At 68.3% G+C, this 15,070-nt stretch carries 18 protein-coding genes and 1 tRNA gene; 13 read left to right on the top strand and 6 right to left on the bottom strand.

Annotated features, from left to right (window positions below):
- Window positions 1–74 precede the first annotated feature (74 nt).
- The gene (locus ACNS84_RS00095; protein ID WP_435072818.1) at window positions 75–1,505 is read right to left on the bottom strand and encodes an HD domain-containing protein; all 1,431 of its coding nucleotides are present in this window, start codon (window positions 1,503–1,505) and stop codon (window positions 75–77) included.
- A gap of 114 nt (window positions 1,506–1,619) precedes the next feature.
- Between ACNS84_RS00095 and ACNS84_RS00090 the strand changes: the two genes are divergently transcribed.
- The 7 genes from ACNS84_RS00090 (at window position 1,620) to ACNS84_RS00060 (ending at window position 6,922) form a co-directional block, all read left to right on the top strand.
- Window positions 1,620–1,829 (top strand): hypothetical protein, encoded by a 210-nt coding sequence (locus ACNS84_RS00090; RefSeq protein WP_435072817.1) that lies wholly within the window; start codon window positions 1,620–1,622, stop codon window positions 1,827–1,829.
- Window positions 1,829–2,824, top strand: coding sequence for a YeiH family protein (locus tag ACNS84_RS00085; RefSeq protein ID WP_435072816.1), 996 nt, complete (start codon window positions 1,829–1,831; stop codon window positions 2,822–2,824). Before ACNS84_RS00090 ends, ACNS84_RS00085 begins: the two co-directional genes overlap by 1 nt.
- Window positions 2,825–2,891: 67 nt before the next feature.
- A complete protein-coding gene (mtnP, locus tag ACNS84_RS00080; RefSeq protein ID WP_435072815.1) occupies window positions 2,892–3,758 on the top strand; it encodes an S-methyl-5'-thioadenosine phosphorylase in 867 nt (288 codons plus the stop codon).
- An 82-nt stretch (window positions 3,759–3,840) separates the two neighbouring features.
- The gene (gene gatB, locus ACNS84_RS00075; RefSeq protein ID WP_435072814.1) at window positions 3,841–5,328 is read left to right on the top strand and encodes an Asp-tRNA(Asn)/Glu-tRNA(Gln) amidotransferase subunit GatB; all 1,488 of its coding nucleotides are present in this window, start codon (window positions 3,841–3,843) and stop codon (window positions 5,326–5,328) included.
- Window positions 5,329–5,361: 33 nt separating this feature from the next.
- Window positions 5,362–5,580: a ubiquitin-like small modifier protein SAMP2 gene (gene samp2, locus ACNS84_RS00070; protein WP_435072813.1), complete on the top strand. Its 219-nt coding sequence runs from the start codon at window positions 5,362–5,364 to the stop codon at window positions 5,578–5,580.
- 14 nt (window positions 5,581–5,594) lie between these two features.
- Complete coding sequence (locus tag ACNS84_RS00065; protein WP_435073765.1) at window positions 5,595–6,113, top strand: GNAT family N-acetyltransferase; 519 nt, start codon at window positions 5,595–5,597, stop codon at window positions 6,111–6,113.
- A gap of 26 nt (window positions 6,114–6,139) precedes the next feature.
- Window positions 6,140–6,922: an RlmE family RNA methyltransferase gene (locus tag ACNS84_RS00060; protein WP_435072812.1), complete on the top strand. Its 783-nt coding sequence runs from the start codon at window positions 6,140–6,142 to the stop codon at window positions 6,920–6,922.
- A gap of 505 nt (window positions 6,923–7,427) precedes the next feature.
- Here ACNS84_RS00060 and ACNS84_RS00055 read toward each other — a convergent pair.
- Together ACNS84_RS00055 and ACNS84_RS00050 are read right to left on the bottom strand one after the other, a co-directional pair.
- A complete protein-coding gene (locus ACNS84_RS00055) occupies window positions 7,428–7,997 on the bottom strand; it encodes a dihydrofolate reductase (RefSeq protein ID WP_435072811.1) in 570 nt (189 codons plus the stop codon).
- A gap of 63 nt (window positions 7,998–8,060) precedes the next feature.
- A complete protein-coding gene (locus ACNS84_RS00050) occupies window positions 8,061–9,107 on the bottom strand; it encodes an ornithine cyclodeaminase family protein (protein WP_435072810.1) in 1,047 nt (348 codons plus the stop codon).
- Window positions 9,108–9,204: 97 nt separating this feature from the next.
- Between ACNS84_RS00050 and ubaA the strand changes: the two genes are divergently transcribed.
- On the top strand, window positions 9,205–10,017 hold the full coding sequence (ubaA, locus tag ACNS84_RS00045; RefSeq protein WP_435072809.1) for an SAMP-activating enzyme E1: 813 nt from the start codon (window positions 9,205–9,207) through the stop codon (window positions 10,015–10,017).
- 94 nt (window positions 10,018–10,111) lie between these two features.
- Here ubaA and ACNS84_RS00040 read toward each other — a convergent pair whose 3' ends face one another.
- Window positions 10,112–10,513, bottom strand: coding sequence for a DUF7577 domain-containing protein (locus tag ACNS84_RS00040; RefSeq protein ID WP_435072808.1), 402 nt, complete (start codon window positions 10,511–10,513; stop codon window positions 10,112–10,114).
- Window positions 10,514–10,637: 124 nt separating this feature from the next.
- On the opposite strand from ACNS84_RS00040, the gene ACNS84_RS00035 reads away from it, so the two are divergent.
- The 5 genes from ACNS84_RS00035 (at window position 10,638) to thsB (ending at window position 13,689) form a co-directional block, all read left to right on the top strand.
- Entirely contained in the window at window positions 10,638–11,018 is a 381-nt protein-coding gene (locus ACNS84_RS00035; protein ID WP_435072807.1) for a Rid family detoxifying hydrolase, read from the top strand.
- The gene (locus tag ACNS84_RS00030) at window positions 11,019–11,306 is read left to right on the top strand and encodes a DUF7981 family protein (RefSeq protein ID WP_435072806.1); all 288 of its coding nucleotides are present in this window, start codon (window positions 11,019–11,021) and stop codon (window positions 11,304–11,306) included.
- 27 nt (window positions 11,307–11,333) lie between these two features.
- A tRNA-Ser gene (locus tag ACNS84_RS00025) sits at window positions 11,334–11,415 on the top strand.
- Between the two features lie 160 nt (window positions 11,416–11,575).
- Window positions 11,576–11,740, top strand: coding sequence for a hypothetical protein (locus tag ACNS84_RS00020; RefSeq protein WP_435072805.1), 165 nt, complete (start codon window positions 11,576–11,578; stop codon window positions 11,738–11,740).
- Window positions 11,741–12,042: 302 nt separating this feature from the next.
- Window positions 12,043–13,689, top strand: a complete 1,647-nt coding sequence (thsB, locus tag ACNS84_RS00015; protein ID WP_435073764.1) for a thermosome subunit beta — start codon at window positions 12,043–12,045, stop codon at window positions 13,687–13,689.
- Between the two features lie 216 nt (window positions 13,690–13,905).
- Here the strand turns inward: thsB and ACNS84_RS00010 are convergent, their stop codons facing one another.
- On the bottom strand, window positions 13,906–14,496 hold the full coding sequence (locus tag ACNS84_RS00010; RefSeq protein WP_435072804.1) for a 50S ribosomal protein L15e: 591 nt from the start codon (window positions 14,494–14,496) through the stop codon (window positions 13,906–13,908).
- 469 nt (window positions 14,497–14,965) lie between these two features.
- Window positions 14,966–15,070, bottom strand: a 105-nt coding sequence (locus ACNS84_RS00005) for a PGF-CTERM sorting domain-containing protein (protein WP_435073763.1), incomplete at its 5' end; no start/stop codon positions are given.

Below are 15,070 nucleotides of genomic sequence, written 5' to 3'. Positions count from 1 at the left end.
ACGCACGCTGCGGGGGACGCTTCGGGCCGCTACTTATAAATCGGAACGCGGGATCGACGGCGCGTTCCGCTCTGTCACACCGGAGTCTCCTCGCCGACCTCCCGCTCGAACGCCTCTCTGAGCACGCGGATCGCTCGCCGTTTCGTCCCGTCGGGGACGAACACGAAGGGGATTGGCATGTCGAACGCCCGGTCACCGTACAGTCCCCAGTCGCCGACGGACCGGGTCGTCCCGCCGTACGCGATTGGGATATCCTTCAGTTCGTCGGGGTCGTACGCGGGCACGTACGACCGATCGATCCACACCTCGTGAACGGGCACGTCGAGCGCGTCGGCGAGGAGTCGTTCCAAGCGGTCGTCGCCCTCGGTGAGCCACGCGGCGAAGTCGTCGAGGTCGAGGCCGTGCGCCTCGTCGCCCCCGCCGCCGTCGAGGTCGCCGCCGATCCGATCGGCCAGCGCGATCCGGTGCTTCCAGCAGGTTGCTGGGAAGCGCCGCCCGCGGAAGCGGTCGTACATCGACGCCAGCGTCGAATCGGGGTGATCGCGGGCGGCGAGCCGGAGCCGTTCGAGCACGGTGTTGTCGTCCAACTCCCGTGAGAGGACGCCGACGACCGTCACCGGGCTCTCGCCGGTCACGCGCTCGTACTCGGCGAGCAGCTCCTGTAACAGGCGATTGGCGTACACCGCCTTGTGGTGCTGCGTGACCCACATGTACAGCGCGATCCGTCCTTCGAGGTAGTTGCCGATGGTTGAGAGCGCCTTCTCGGTGAGCGCGAGCCCCTCCTCTGGGTGAGCGGTGTAGGCGTCAACCATGCGGTCGACGTCGAAGCTCAGCACGCCCGCGCCGGTCATCTGATTGTCGCGGGTGATGTAGTCGAGCCGGTCGACGTCGATGGGTGAGTGGAGGAGCTGCGCGCCGACGCCGTACTGCCACGGCTCGCCGCGCTCGTACGCGAGGCTGTAGCCGAGCACGTACGCGCACACCTCGAACGGGTCCACGTCGAAAGCCCGCAGCGCGTCGCCGTACGCCTCGACGATGAGGACGCAGCCGAGCAGTTCGTGCGGGCTCGCCGACCGGAGCGGCGCGCCGCCGACCCCGGCCCGGTCGAAGGCGTCGACCAGTCCGGTGTCGACGATCCGCTCGCGGAGGAGGCCCTCGTCGAGGAACCCCTCCGAGAGGTGCGAAAAGGGCGGATGTCCGACGTCGTGGAGCAGACAGGCGCACTCCAGCGTCCGCTGTATCTCCTCCAACTCGTCGGTCGTCGCGCCGCGCGAGAAGTACGACTGCCGGCGGAGGTTCTCGAACACGGTCCGGCCGAGGTGGTAGACGCCGAGGGAGTGTTCGAACCGCGTGTGGTTCGCTCCGGGGTAGACGAGGTGGGTCGCCGAGAGCTGGCGGACGTACCGCAGTCGCTGGAAGGGTCGCGTGTCGACGACGCCGTCGACGAGGGGGTCCGGTAGCTCCACGTAGCCGTGGACGGGGTCTTTGAACTGTGTGGTCGGCATCCGAGTGTCAGTGGATAGACGGCCCGGTACCTTCCTCTTTCGGTCGTGCGGGCGGCATCCGCCCTCTCCGGGCGATTCCGTTCATATAAGTAGCGAGCGTGCCGACCCGCGAGCATGACACCGGAGGGGGAGAGCGACGCGACCGACGGCGATCGGACGGACGGCGCGTCGGTCGGCGCGTCGGTCGGCGCGTCGGGCGACGGCGACACGGGCTCGCCGCTCGTCGATCGGTGGCTCGCGCTCGACCGCGGCTGGCAGGCGCTCGCGCTCGGACTGGGGATCGTCGCCGCCCACGCCGCGGGACAGCTCGCGGGCCTCCTCTGATGCGCGTCGTCGACGCCGCCCGCCCGTACGGGCCCGGCCTCGCGCTGTTGGCCGCCGGGGCGCTGTGCTCGCGGCTCGTCGCCGGCGCGGTCGACGGGCTCCAGCCGCTCGTCGTCGCGGTCGCGCTGGGCGTGCTCGTCGGCAACACCGTCGGCACGCCCGACATCGCGGAGCCGGGCGTCGGCGTCGACAAACTCTTTTTGGAGACCGGAATCGTCCTGCTCGGCGCCGCGGTCGTCGTCGAGGAGTTCCTCGCCGCGGGCCCGACCGTGCTCGGACTGGTCGCAGTCACCGTCGGCGGCGGGCTGCTGCTCGCCGAACTGATCGCGCGGGGCCTCTTCCGACTCGACGGGACGACGCCCTCGCTCCTGGCGGCCGGGGCGAGCATCTGCGGAGTCTCCGCGGTCGTCGCGATCGGTCGCGTGCTCGACGCCCGCGGCTCGGCGATCACGTTCGCGGCGGCGACCGTCCTCCTGTTCGACGCCGTCACGCTGGTCGCGTTCCCGCTCGCCGGCGAATGGCTCGGGCTGACCGGCCGGCAATTCGGCGTCTGGGCGGGCGTGAGCATGTTCTCGACCGGTCCCGTCGCGGCCGCGGGGTTCGCTTACTCGCCGGAGGCGGGTCAGTGGGCGACCGTGACGAAACTCGCGCGCAACTCCCTATTGGGCGGCGTCGCGGTCGCCTACTCGCTGGCGTACACGGCACGGTCGGCGACCGACCCGGGCGTCCGCCGGTTGTGGGCGGAGTTCCCGAAGTTCCTGCTCGGGTTCGTGGCGGTGGCCGCGGTCGCGAACAGCGGGCTGCTCTCGGCGGCGGCGCTGGAGTCGATCGGGCACACCGCCGACGCGCTGTTCACGCTGGCGTTCGTCGGACTCGGGCTCTCGATCCGGGTCCGGGAGATGCGCGACGTCGGGACGGCCGCCGTCGGCGCGGTCCTCGTCCACCTGCTCGTCGTGAGCGCACTCGCGCTGGCGGCGGTGCGCTGGCTGCTGTGAGAGCGGTCGTTCACGCGCCGTCGACCGCGTTCACTCCTTATAAGTAGCGAGCGGGCGCAGTTCGAGTATGAGCACCATCGGCTTCATCGGCGGCAGCGGCATCTACGACGCGCTTCCGCTGAACGACGTGCGCGAGGTGGAGTACGACACGCCCTACGGCGCGCCGAGCGACGCGATCACGATCGGCGAGTTCGCCGACACCGGAAAGGAGGTCGCTTTCCTCCCCCGGCACGGCTCCGAGCACGGCGTCTCGCCGACCGACCTCCCGTACCGCGCGAACATGTACGCCCTGAAGCAGGCGGGCGTCACCCATATCTTCGCGTCGAACGCGGTGGGGAGTTTAAAAGAGGAGCTGGCACCCGGCACGCTCGTCGTCCCCGATCAGATATACGACCGGACCAAGCATCGCGACCTCTCCTTCTACGGCGACGGCGTGGTCGTCCACCAGCCGTTCGCGGACCCGTACAGCCCTGAGCTAGTCGACCACCTCACCGAGTCCGCCGAGTCGACCGCGCCCGCCGACACGGACGTCGTGAAGGGCGGGACCTACGTCTGCATCGAGGGGCCGCAGTACTCGACGCGCGCGGAGTCGGAGTTCTACAAGTCGCAGGGGTGGGACCTCGTCGGTATGACCGCGATCCCAGAGGCGAAGCTCGCCCGCGAGGCCGAAATCGCGTACGCGACGATCGCTGGCGTCACCGACTACGACGTCTGGAAGGAAGACAGCGAGGTGACGCTCGCGGAGGTGTTAGAGAACGCCGAGCAGAATCAGACGGCGATCAAAGCCGCCGTCGAGGAGGCGGTCCGGGCGCTTCCCGACGACTTGGAGTGCGAAGCGCACACCGCTCTCGAAGGCACCGTCAACACGCCGACGGAGGCGATCCCCGCCGAGACCCGCGACCGCGTCGAGCCGCTGCTGGGCGACTACCTCTAACGAATCCGCGACCGCGTCGCCGCTCGCCGCTCCCGCCGCGGTCCCGACACGATTTAGGTGACCCGCCCGCAACGGGTCGGTAATGAGTACTCAGGCCGCGACGGAGGAGCGCACGGTCGTGATCGGGCTGGAGGTCCACGTCCAGCTCGAGACCGACACGAAGATCTTCTGCGGCTGTTCGACCGAGTCGACGGACGACGAGGAGCCGAACACGCGCACGTGTCCGACCTGTCTCGGTCTCCCCGGCGCCCTGCCGGTCCTCAACGAGGCCGCCGTCGAGGCCGCCGTGAAGGTGGGGAAGGCGATCGACGCCGACATCCCCGAGACGACGACGTTCCACCGGAAAAACTACTACTACCCCGACCTGCCGAAGAACTTCCAGCTCACCCAGTACGACGCCCCGATCTGCCAGACCGGCGAACTCGAGGTCCGCGTCGACAGCGAGCCCCGGACCATCGAGATCACCCGCGCGCACTTGGAGGAGGACCCCGGGAGCCTCCAGCACGCCGGCGGCTCCATCGAGTCGGCGACGCACACGCTCGTGAACTACAACCGCGCCGGAACGCCCCTGATGGAGATCGTCACCGAGCCGGACTTCCGGTCGCCCGCCGAGACACGGGCGTTCCTCGCGAAGCTCGAAGAGGTCCTCGAGTATCTCGGCGTCTTCGACCCGACCCGCGACGGGAGCCTGCGCGTCGACGCCAACGTCTCGCTCGTCCCGGAGGAGGAGGTCGCCGACGACGGGACGATCACCGACGCGGCCCTCGCGGAAGCGAACCGCGCCGAGGTCAAGAACATCTCCAGCCACAAGGGCGCCGAGCAGGCGCTCGCGTACGAGGTCACCCGGCAGGAGAACGTGCTCCGTCGCGGGCGCGAGATCGAACAGGAGACGCGCCACTGGGACGAGGCGCGGGGCGTCACCGTCTCGATGCGTTCGAAGGAGGCCGAGAAGGACTACCGCTACTTCAGGGAGGCCGACCTCCCCGCGCTGGAGGTGTCGGACTGGAAGGAGTCGATCCCGATCCCGGAACTGCCCGACGCCCGCCGGGAGCGCTTCCGTGAAGAGTACGGGCTCGACCGCGAGTCGGCCTCGAAGCTCACCTCGACGAAGGCCGTCGCCGACTTCTTCGAGGACGTCGCCGAGTCGTTCGACCCCGAACTCGCCGCCACGTGGGTCGCCGACAATCTCCTCGGCGAACTCAACTACCGCGAGATGCAGATCACGGACGTCGAGGGCCGACTCGACGAGTTCACGCGCCTGATCGAGTTGGTCGCCGCCGAGGAACTCACCGTGAAGAACGCCGAGGAGATCGTGCTGCGCGAGATGCTCGACGCGGGCGACGACCCGGACACCGTCATCGACCGCGAGGGGCTCGGCGTCGCCGACTCCGGTGAGGTCGAGACGGCCGTCGACGCTGCGATCGACGACAACCCCGACGCGGTCGCCGACTACCACGAGGGCGACGAGGGCGCGATCAACTTCCTCGTCGGCCAGGTGATGCAGGCGACGGGCGGCAGCGCCGACCCCGGAGAAGTGAACGGCCTGCTCCGCGAGCGGCTGGACGGGTAGCGGGATGCGGGACACCGCCGAGGCGCCGCGCCAATGACCGTCACCGTCGACGTCGTCGGCGAGGAGACCGCCGAGTGCGACCTCGCGAACGACGCCACCTACGACGACCTCATCCGCGAGGCCGGCTACCACCCGCAGGAGGCGTCGGTCCTCGTCGACGGCGAGCCGGTTCCCGGCGACCGCGTCGTCGACGCCGACGAGGTCCAGCTGCTCCGCCTTATAAAGGGCGGCGCGACGGACGGCGACGCGTGAGCGGGGAAAACGATGTGACCGACGACGAAGCGACGGTTCCCGATGGGATTTCGATCGAGTCCGCGGTGTCAGACGACCGTCTCGACGTCCTCCGCGTGCTCGACGCCGCGATGCTGGAGACGGATTCAGAGCTGGTGACGGAACGGATCGACGCCGGCGACGCGCTCGTCGCCCGGTTTCGCCGGACCGGCGCGGTCGTCGGCGCGCTGGTCGCGACGCGCCCCGATCCGAGGCGGCTCCACGTCGACGCCGTGGCCGTCCGGCGAGCGCGTCGCGGGCGAGGGATCGGCTCCGCGCTCGTCGCCGCGGCGGTGCGACGGGCAGAACGCGACGTCGCGGTCGATGCGGTCACCGCCGCGTTCGACTCGAAACTGGAGGCCTTTTATACGGATCTCGGGTTCCAGATCGACCGCAACCGGTGCGGCGGCGACCGCGGCGTCGGCGAATCCGAGGCCGACCGAGTTCGCGGTCGTCGCCCGGTCGACGCGCCGATGGGCGACGACGACCCGGAATCCGGCGAACGACGCCGATAAACGGCCGGACGGTCTACGACGGGCCAATGAGTGGAAAGGACGAGTACTACAACCGGTCGAAACAGCAGGGGTATCGCGCCCGGTCCGCCTACAAGCTGAAACAGCTCGACGAGGAGGCGGACCTCTTCGAGCGCGGCGACACCGTCGTCGACCTCGGCGCGGCGCCGGGCGGCTGGCTGCAGGTCGCCGCCGAGGAGGTGGGCGAGTCGGGGAAGGTCGTCGGCGTCGACCTCCAGCGCATCGACGACCTCGAGGAACACGACGTGGAGACGCTCCGCGGCGACATGACCGAGGAGCGCACCCGCCACTACCTCCGCGAGGCGGTCGGAGAGCGCGGCGCGGACGTGGTCATCTCCGACATGGCGCCGAACATGACCGGGGAGTACTCCCTCGATCAGGCCCGATCGATCCACCTCGCGCGACAGGCGTTCGACGTGGCCGAGGAGCTGCTCGCGCCCGGCGGCGACTTCGTGGTGAAGGTCTTCCAAGGCGAGGACCTCGACACCTTCCGCGAGGAGGTACGCGCGGAGTTCCAGTACCTCCGGACCGTCGTGCCGCCCGCCTCTCGGGACTCCTCCTCGGAGGTGTACCTCGTCGCGAAGGGGCTGAACACGGCTCCCATCGCGGCGGGCGACCGGCTGGAGGTGACCGTCGAGGAACTCGGCGACGAGGGCGACGGAATCGCCTACGTCGAGGGATACTCACTCTTCGTTCCGGACGTCGCGGTCGGCGAGACGGTGACCGTCGTGGTCGACGAGGCGAAGCCGCGGTTCGGGTTCGCCGAGCGTTCGGACGGCGACGAGGAGTAGCGGGCGAGTACGCGACGAACGAACGATGTCGAGCGGGCGACCGGAGGCTAGCAATCGGTCGCTCCTCCCGACCTGTTTTTAAGTACTCATCCGACGCCGAGAGAGAGGACCACCCCTCCAACCGAGCGAACGCGCGGACGTCCGGGAGCGACATGCCCGCCTCGGCGCTCGGCTCCGGTAACGGCACGACCCTCGCCGGCGAGCAACACGCCCGTTTGAAGGAACCCCCAGACCCCGGAAAGAATCAGGAGCCATCGGAGGCCGCGCCTGGCGTCGGGATTCCTGAGGCGAGAGCCGTGGAGCGCGGTCACGAAACAGGCCAGTCACGAGAGCGCGAACAGCCCGACGAGCCACCACGATACCGCCATCAATCGTTACGAAAGGGCGCAGTGAACCCACTTAGTTCGACCGCCGAAATAAGGGTGGAAAAGACGTTCAATTGGCATATAGACAGGGTACTTGACAGATGCGGCGAGATACCGGCGATCCGGCGCTCGTATTCGGCTTACGTCGCGTCGGGGCGCCTGACCCACTCGCGAACGGTGAACCCTTCGTACGGCGTTTCGTCGGCCACGGTCCACTCCGCCTCGTCCCACGCCGGAAAATGAGTGTCCCCGTCGTAGACGCCGTCGACGTGGCTGAGGACCATTCGATCGACGTGCGGCTGGAACAGCTCGTACACCGACCCGCCGCCGAGCACGTAGACGACCGGCTCCGGCGAGTTCAACGCCCCCGAATCGGTGGGCGACAGCTCCCCGGCGACGTCATCGGTCGCACCGGTCCCGGCGGGTTCGGCGACCAGTTCACGGGCGAGCGCGAGCGCCGCGTCGACGCCGTCGACGACGGTCGCGGTCGGCTCGTCCACCGTGTCGAGGGTGCGGCTCACGACTATCTGCCGGCTGCCGGGGAGGTCGCCGCGCATGGACTCGAAAGTCCGACGGCCGAGGACGACGGGCGAGTTCGCGACGCGAGCGCGATACTGGCGGACGTCTTCCGGGAGATCCGGCCACGGGACGCCGCCCTCGTTACCGATCACGCGGTTCTCCGCGAGCGCGGCGACGCTGACGAGTTGCACGCCGATCGTAGGGGTGGCGACGGTAAAAAATCGGTCGGCGAGGGGTCCGCGTCGGGACCGCGGTTACTCTGCCAGTCCGAGCAGGTCGAACGGGTAGCCGTTGTCGTTGTCGTCGGCCTGTTCGTAGACGACGCGGGCGGTCGCGACGTCCTGAATCGCGAGACCGGTCGAGTCGAAGACGGTGACGCCGGTGACACCGTCGGCGTCGGCGGGCGTCCCGGGCGTGCCGGGGCGACCGGCCCGACGCCCGACGACGATCTCGCCGATCTCGCCGTAGATGTCGTCGTCGGTGATCGTCCCCGCCGCGTAGGGGACGTTGATCTCGCCGGAGTGGGTGCACTGCTCGTGGTCGTCGATGACCACGGTCGCGTCGAGCAGGAGGTCGTCCGCCAGTTCGTGTTTGCCCTCGGCGTCGGCGCCCATCGCGTTGATATGCGTGTGCTCGCCCACGTCGTCGGGACCGACGACGGGGTCCTCGACGGGCGTCACCGTCGAGAGCACGTCACAGTGGCCGGCCTCGCTGATCGAACCCGCGCGCACGTCGAACCGGTCGCCGAAGGCGTCGATGAAGTCCGCGACGCGCTCCTCGTCGAGGTCGCTCACGACGACGTCTTGGATGTCTCGGACCTCGGCGATGGCCTCCAGTTGGGTGTACGACTGGACGCCGGCGCCGACGATTCCGAGCGAGGTCGCGTCGGGGATCGCGAGGTGATCGGTGGCGACCGCTGCGGCCGCGCCCGTGCGTTTCATCGTGAGCGTCGTGCCGTCGAGGATCGCCAGCGGGAACGCCGTCTCGGGGTCGGAGTAGATCATCGTCCCCATCACGGTCGGGAGGTCGTGGTCAGCGGGGTTGTCGGTGTGAACGTTCACCCACTTGATCCCGGCGGCGTCCCAGCCGGTCTCCTCGGCGGTGTCCTCGGTGCGGACGTCGAGGTAGGCGGGCATCGACCGAAAGTCGCCGTTGTACTCCGGAAGGTCGATGTACGACTTCGGGGGCATCTTGGCGTTACCGCGCTCGTAGGCGGTGAAGGCGCCGCGTACCGCGTCGATGACGCGGTCCATGTGAGCGTTCTCGTCTACGTCGGCGTCGTTGAGAAGCAGCGTCTGCATACCGCGATTTTACCGGTGGGGTACTTCAAACCTCCTGCATCGACCTCGGTCGTCGCTCAGGAACACGGTTATACCGACCGACTGCCCACACCAACCCATGAGTCTCTCGCTCGACGCCGATCAACTCGATCGGTACTCCAGGCACGTCATCATGGACGAGGTCGGCCCGGAGGGGCAGCGACGCCTCCTCGAGGGTAGGGTCCTCGTGGTCGGGGCGGGCGGCCTCGGCGCGCCCGTCATCCAGTACCTCGCGGCCGCGGGGGTCGGACGGATCGGAATCGTCGACGACGACGTCGTCGAGCGCTCGAACCTCCAGCGACAGGTGATCCACGCCGACGCCGACGTGGGCGAGCCGAAGGTCGAGTCGGCGGCGCGGTACGTCGCTCGACTCAACCCCGACATCGACGTGGAGACCCACGAGACGCGGCTCGACGAGCGGAACGTGCACGACCTGCTCGCCGGGTACGACGTGATCGTCGACTGCGCGGACAACTTCCGGACGCGATACGTCGTCAACGACGCGGCCCGGATCGAGGGGCTGCCGGTGGTCCACGGAGCGATCTACAAGTTCGAGGGACAGGCGACGACGCTCGTCCCCGACGGCCCCTGCTACCGGTGTCTGTTCCCGGAGGCGCCCGAGCCGGGGACGGTGCCGGACTGCGCGACCACGGGCGTGCTCGGCGTCCTCCCGGGGACGGTCGGCTGCGTTCAGGCGACCGAGGCGATCAAGCTCTTCCTCGACACCGGGGAACGGCTCGAGGGGCGGCTGCTGTTTTACGACGCCTTAGAGATGAGCTTCGAGACGGTCCCCTACCGACAGAACCCGGACTGCCCGGTGTGTGGCGACGACGGGGTCGAGTCGATCGACGGGATCGACTACTCCGGCGGCTGTCGCGTGAACGCGAAGTAGGGCTCGACGCGGTGCCGCCCCAGCGAGACAGGGGCGGGCCGATCGGGTCGATCGGGTCGACTGGGTCGACCGGGTCGACCGGCGCTATCGTAGCTCAGAGCGAGCGCTCGCTCATCGCCGAGCCGGCGCCGGCCCCGACGTCTGCGGCATCGAATCCCGATCGGACGCACCACCGACAGTAGTGGAAGTCGGGGCGGTTCTCCGCCCCGCAGTGTCGACAGACGACGGTCTCCCCGTCGACGTCGAGCGGGGGCGGGTTGCCCTTCGTCACCGCCCGTTCGGAGCCGGTTCCCACGGCGAACTCCGGGTCGTCGGTCGGATGTGCCTCGGCGTCGCTCGCGGCCGGAGCGGACTCCGAGGGCGGCGAGCGGCCGCCCGAATCGAGAACGTCCGGCGGCTCCCAGTCACGCCTCGCGAGGAGCCACGCGAGGGCGAGGTTGGCGACGACCACCCCGATGAACACCGCGGCGACCGGAAGGAGGTTTCCTCCCGTCATGTGTTGTGTGTTAGCAGGCAAGGACTATATGACCAACGGTGGTCGAGGGTCGATCCACTCCTCTCGTCGGCGGTCTGCCTCGTTCCCCCGTACTCTTAGGGCGGCCCGCCGAACGTGGAGGCGTATGAAAGAGATCGTCCACACCGACGCGGCACCCGAGGCGGTCGGAGCGTACAGTCAGGCGACGACCAACGGTGAACTCGTCTTCACGGCGGGACAGATCCCGCTGACGCCCGACGGCGACCTGCTCGACGACGCGCCGATCGCCGAGCAGACGGAGCAGGCCCTCGACAACCTCGTCGCGGTCCTCGAGGAGGCCGGCGCCGCGCCGACGGACGTGCTGAAGACGACCGTCTTCCTCGCCGACATCGACGATTTCGACGAGATGAACGAGACGTACGCGGGGTACTTCGACGAGTCGCCGCCGGCGCGGTCGGCGGTGCAAGCGGGTGCCCTCCCGAAGGGCGCCGGCGTCGAGATTGAGGCGGTCGCCGTCGTCGAGTAGATGGCCGCCGAGAGTGACGAGACCGGGGACGAGGGCGGCAGTCACTCGGACCGGTCGGCCGCGCGGTCGTCAGGGTCCGCCAGAGCGAAATCGGCGGCGCTGTGGGGGCTCGTCGGCGGCTTCGGGTTTCTCGTGCTCGCACAGGGCCTCCTGATCGTCGGGGGCACCCTGCCCGTCGGCTACGGCGGGCTCGTCGGACTGGCCGCCGCGGTCGCCGTCGCGTCCGGCGGAATCGCCTACGCGACGGAACATCGGCTGCGGTCGCAGCGAGTGAAAAGAAGGACTTAACAGTCACAGCGGATTATCTCGGAGTGAGCCAGGATGGCCGAGTGGTAAGGCGCACGCCTGGAAAGCGTGTTCCCTTCTGGGATCGGGGGTTCAAATCCCTCTCCTGGCGTTTTGCGACGAACGCAAACCTCGTAGCCAGGGCGCTCGGCGGCGGCTCGACGTACGTCGGATTCGCATCTCTGACTCGACGAAGCCGCCCGTCTGTCGCTCGACGGTCCCGCACACCGGCAGAAGATTCATATCCATGGGTGATGTTGGCACGGGTGACGATGCCAGACACGAAATCAGGTCGCGAGCGGAAGGGAAGGAACAAGCGCCGACAGCTCGAGAGCCGCCTCAACAAACGGGAGCTCGACGCCGCCGACGAACCGCCGGAACCGTCCCTCGACGAGGTGAACTCGGAGTACCTCGACGAGGACGAGTTCGATCGGTGACCGCCCACGACCGACGCTCAGTCTCGCTTTTGCGGCCGCGCCCGTGTTCGAGAAGCGGCTCGCCGGTCGCCACTGCTATTTAGACTCCCAGCGACCCGAAGCGTCGTATATAAACGCCCCCATAGCGGCGTCCGCCCCGACGTGAAGTGACGTGCTAACTACCCACATAAAAATCGGTCAAACGCACCAGAGTCGTGCGGTTTTCAGAAAGTTTCGACTGCGGGCCGCGCTCACGCCGAATCAGTTTTCAACGAAGTATTTATATAGAATCACAATCAATCAAACGTTGTATGAGCCAGCGAATGCAGCAGGGTCAGCCGATGATCATCATGGGCGACGACGCCCAGCGCGTCAAGGACCGTGACGCACAGGAGTACAACATCTCCGCGGCGCGCGCCGTCGCCGAGTCCGTACGTTCGACGCTCGGACCGAAAGGGATGGACAAGATGCTCGTCGACTCGATGGGCGACGTCACCATCACGAACGACGGCGTCACCATCCTGCAGACGATGGACATCGACAACCCGACGGCCGAGATGATCGTCGAGGTCGCCGAGACGCAGGAGGACGAGGCCGGCGACGGTACGACGAGCGCGGTCGCGATCGCGGGCGAGCTCCTCAAGAACGCCGAGGACCTCCTCGAACAGGATATTCACCCGACGGCGGTCATCAAGGGCTTCAACCTCGCGAGCGAGTACGCCCGCGAACAGGTTGACGAGATCGCCACGCGTGTCGACCCCGACGACACGGAGACGCTGAAGAACGTCGCCGAGACGTCGATGACAGGGAAGGGCGCCGAGCTCGACAAGGAGACCCTTGCCGACCTCGTCGTCCGCGCAGTGCAGGGCGTCACCGTCGAGGCCGAGGACGGCTCGCACGTCGTCGACCTCGCGAACCTCAACATCGAGACCCACACGGGACGCGCGGCCGGCGAGTCGGAGCTCCTCTCGGGCGCCGTCATCGACAAGGACCCCGTCCACGACGACATGCCGACGACGTTCGAGTCGGCGAACGTCCTCCTCCTCAACGACCCGATCGAGGTCGAGGAAGCCGACGTCGACACCGCCGTCAACGTCGACACCCCCGACCAGCTCCAGAAGTTCCTCGACCAGGAGGAGAAGCAGCTGCGCGACAAGGTCGACCGGATCGTCGAGAGCGGGGCCGACGTCGTCTTCTGTCAGAAGGGCATCGACGACCTCGCCCAGCACTACCTCGCGAAGGAGGGCATCCTCGCCGTCCGCCGGACGAAGAAGTCCGACCTGAGCTTCCTGAAGAACGTGCTCGGCGCGCCGATCGTCACCGACCTCGACTCGCTCACCGCGGACGACCTCGCGGTCGGCTCGATCAAGCGCGACGAGGAGGACGGACTGTTCTACGTCGAGGGCGAGGACTCCCACGGCGTCACGCTCCTGCTGTACGGCACGACCGACCACGTGGTTGACGAGCTCGAACGCGGCATCAGTGACGCCATCGACGTTGTCTCCGCGACCGTCTCCGACGGGCGCACCCTCCCCGGCGGCGGTGCCATCGAGGTCGAACTCGCCCGCCGACTCCGTGACTACGCCGACTCCGTCTCCGGTCGTGAGCAGCTCGCCGTCGAGGCGTTCGCCGACTCGCTGGAGCTCATCCCCCGCGTGCTCGCCGAGAACGCCGGACTCGACGCCATCGACCTGCTCGTCGACCTGCGTGCGGCCCACGAAGCCGGCGACCCGCACGCCGGGCTGAACGTCTTCTCCGGCGAGGTCGAGGACACGGCCGCGGCCGGCGTCGTGGAGACGGCCCAGGCGAAGGAGCAGGCGATCGCCTCCGCTGCCGAGGCCGCGAACCTCGTGCTGAAAATCGACGACATCATCTCCGCGGGCGACCTGTCGACCGGCGGCTCCGACGACGAGGGCGGCGCCCCGGCCGGCGGCATGGGCGGCATGGGTGGCATGGGCGGTGCGATGTGAACTCCCGGTAGGTCACAGCACTCCCGCACCCGTTTCGATCGCGCACCGTCGTTCGAACGCGCACGCTCGCATTCCCCCGGTTTTTCTGTTGTACCCAACTCCGAGCGCCGTAGCGCTCGCCGTCCGACTCGCCGTGACGAGAGAAACGCTCGTAACGCGACAGCAACGCCGCTGAGCGGCTGATAAGAGAGAGAAAGTCAGCGAACCGCGACGGGCTTACTTGCCCTGGCGGTCGTTGCCGGTGATGCTCGGGCGGGTCTTCTCCGTGCCCTTGCCGCGCTTGCGCTGGCCGCGGCCCTTCGTGCCGGCGGAGGTGAGCCCACGGAAGGCGCGCCCGCGGTGGTCGTCCGAGGTGATCCAGCCGAGGTCGCCGTCGTTCTCGATCGCGGGGTGGGCGGGATCGACAAGGATCACTTCGTGCCACTTTTGGGAGCCGTCCTCACCGACCCAGTAGGAGTTGAGCACGCGCAGGTTGCGGTACTTCCGCGAGGCGCGCTCCTCGGAGATGCGCTGGATCGACTTGCGGCGCGAGAGGCGGTTGACGCCCTGGCGCTTCGAGCGCCGACCCGCCTTGTGACGCTGCTTGCGCGAACCGCCCTTGCGGACGCTCACGCGAGCGACGATGACGCCCTGCTTGGCCTTGTAGCCGAGCTCACGGGCCTTGTCGAGGCGCGTGGGGCGCTCGATGCGCTCGATGGCGCCCTCGTCGCGCCACTGCTGTTTGCGCTGCCACTGCAGCTCCGCCAGTTTCCCCTCCTTGGGGGACCGCCATGCCTCCTTGATGTGCGAGTAGAAACTTCGTGCCATTGTGTTGTCCGCGGACGGTTGCGATTCAGCCGCGAGGCGGCTACATTTCGTCTCGTCCCGGGCGCGTCGACGACGTCGACGGAACCCCGGTGGCGAGTGCCCGCTGTGTCCGCACCAGCGAGTTGCCCGTACTTCCCGCGGTTCGCCCTTAACCGCTTCGCTACGGCCGTCGGGTGTGGATCGATGGCACGAAACGAGTCGGTGGCTGGTCGATCGACCAGGATTCGCGATCGCTCTCACAGCATCGAGACACGACGACCGCACATCTCATCTCGGAGGGCTCTCCGACCCGCTCACAAACTCATCGAGTTGCCCGAGTGGTCGTCTCAGTACTCGGCACTGAGAGTGGTCGAGCCGTCACGCGAGTTCCTTAGCCGCCGCTGGCCGGTTAGGAGCGTCATAAAGAAAGACCGCACGGAGTCGGCCCGCGAGGGCCGATAGTTAGCGAGTGTGGTGAATCGCTGCTGCGTTACTCGGTACGCCGCGTAGCGAGGAGCGCAGCCGCGATGAGGGCCACGAGGGCCACGAGAGCGCCGAAGCCGGGCGTGGAGTCGTCGGTGGAGCCGTCCCCACC

It is taken from the genome of Halorubrum wangae (assembly GCF_051194135.1).
Taxonomy (GTDB): Archaea; Halobacteriota; Halobacteria; order Halobacteriales; family Haloferacaceae; genus Halorubrum.
The sequence above is the reverse complement of the archived record's forward strand: the minus strand, read 5'-3'. Positions and strand labels throughout refer to the sequence as shown.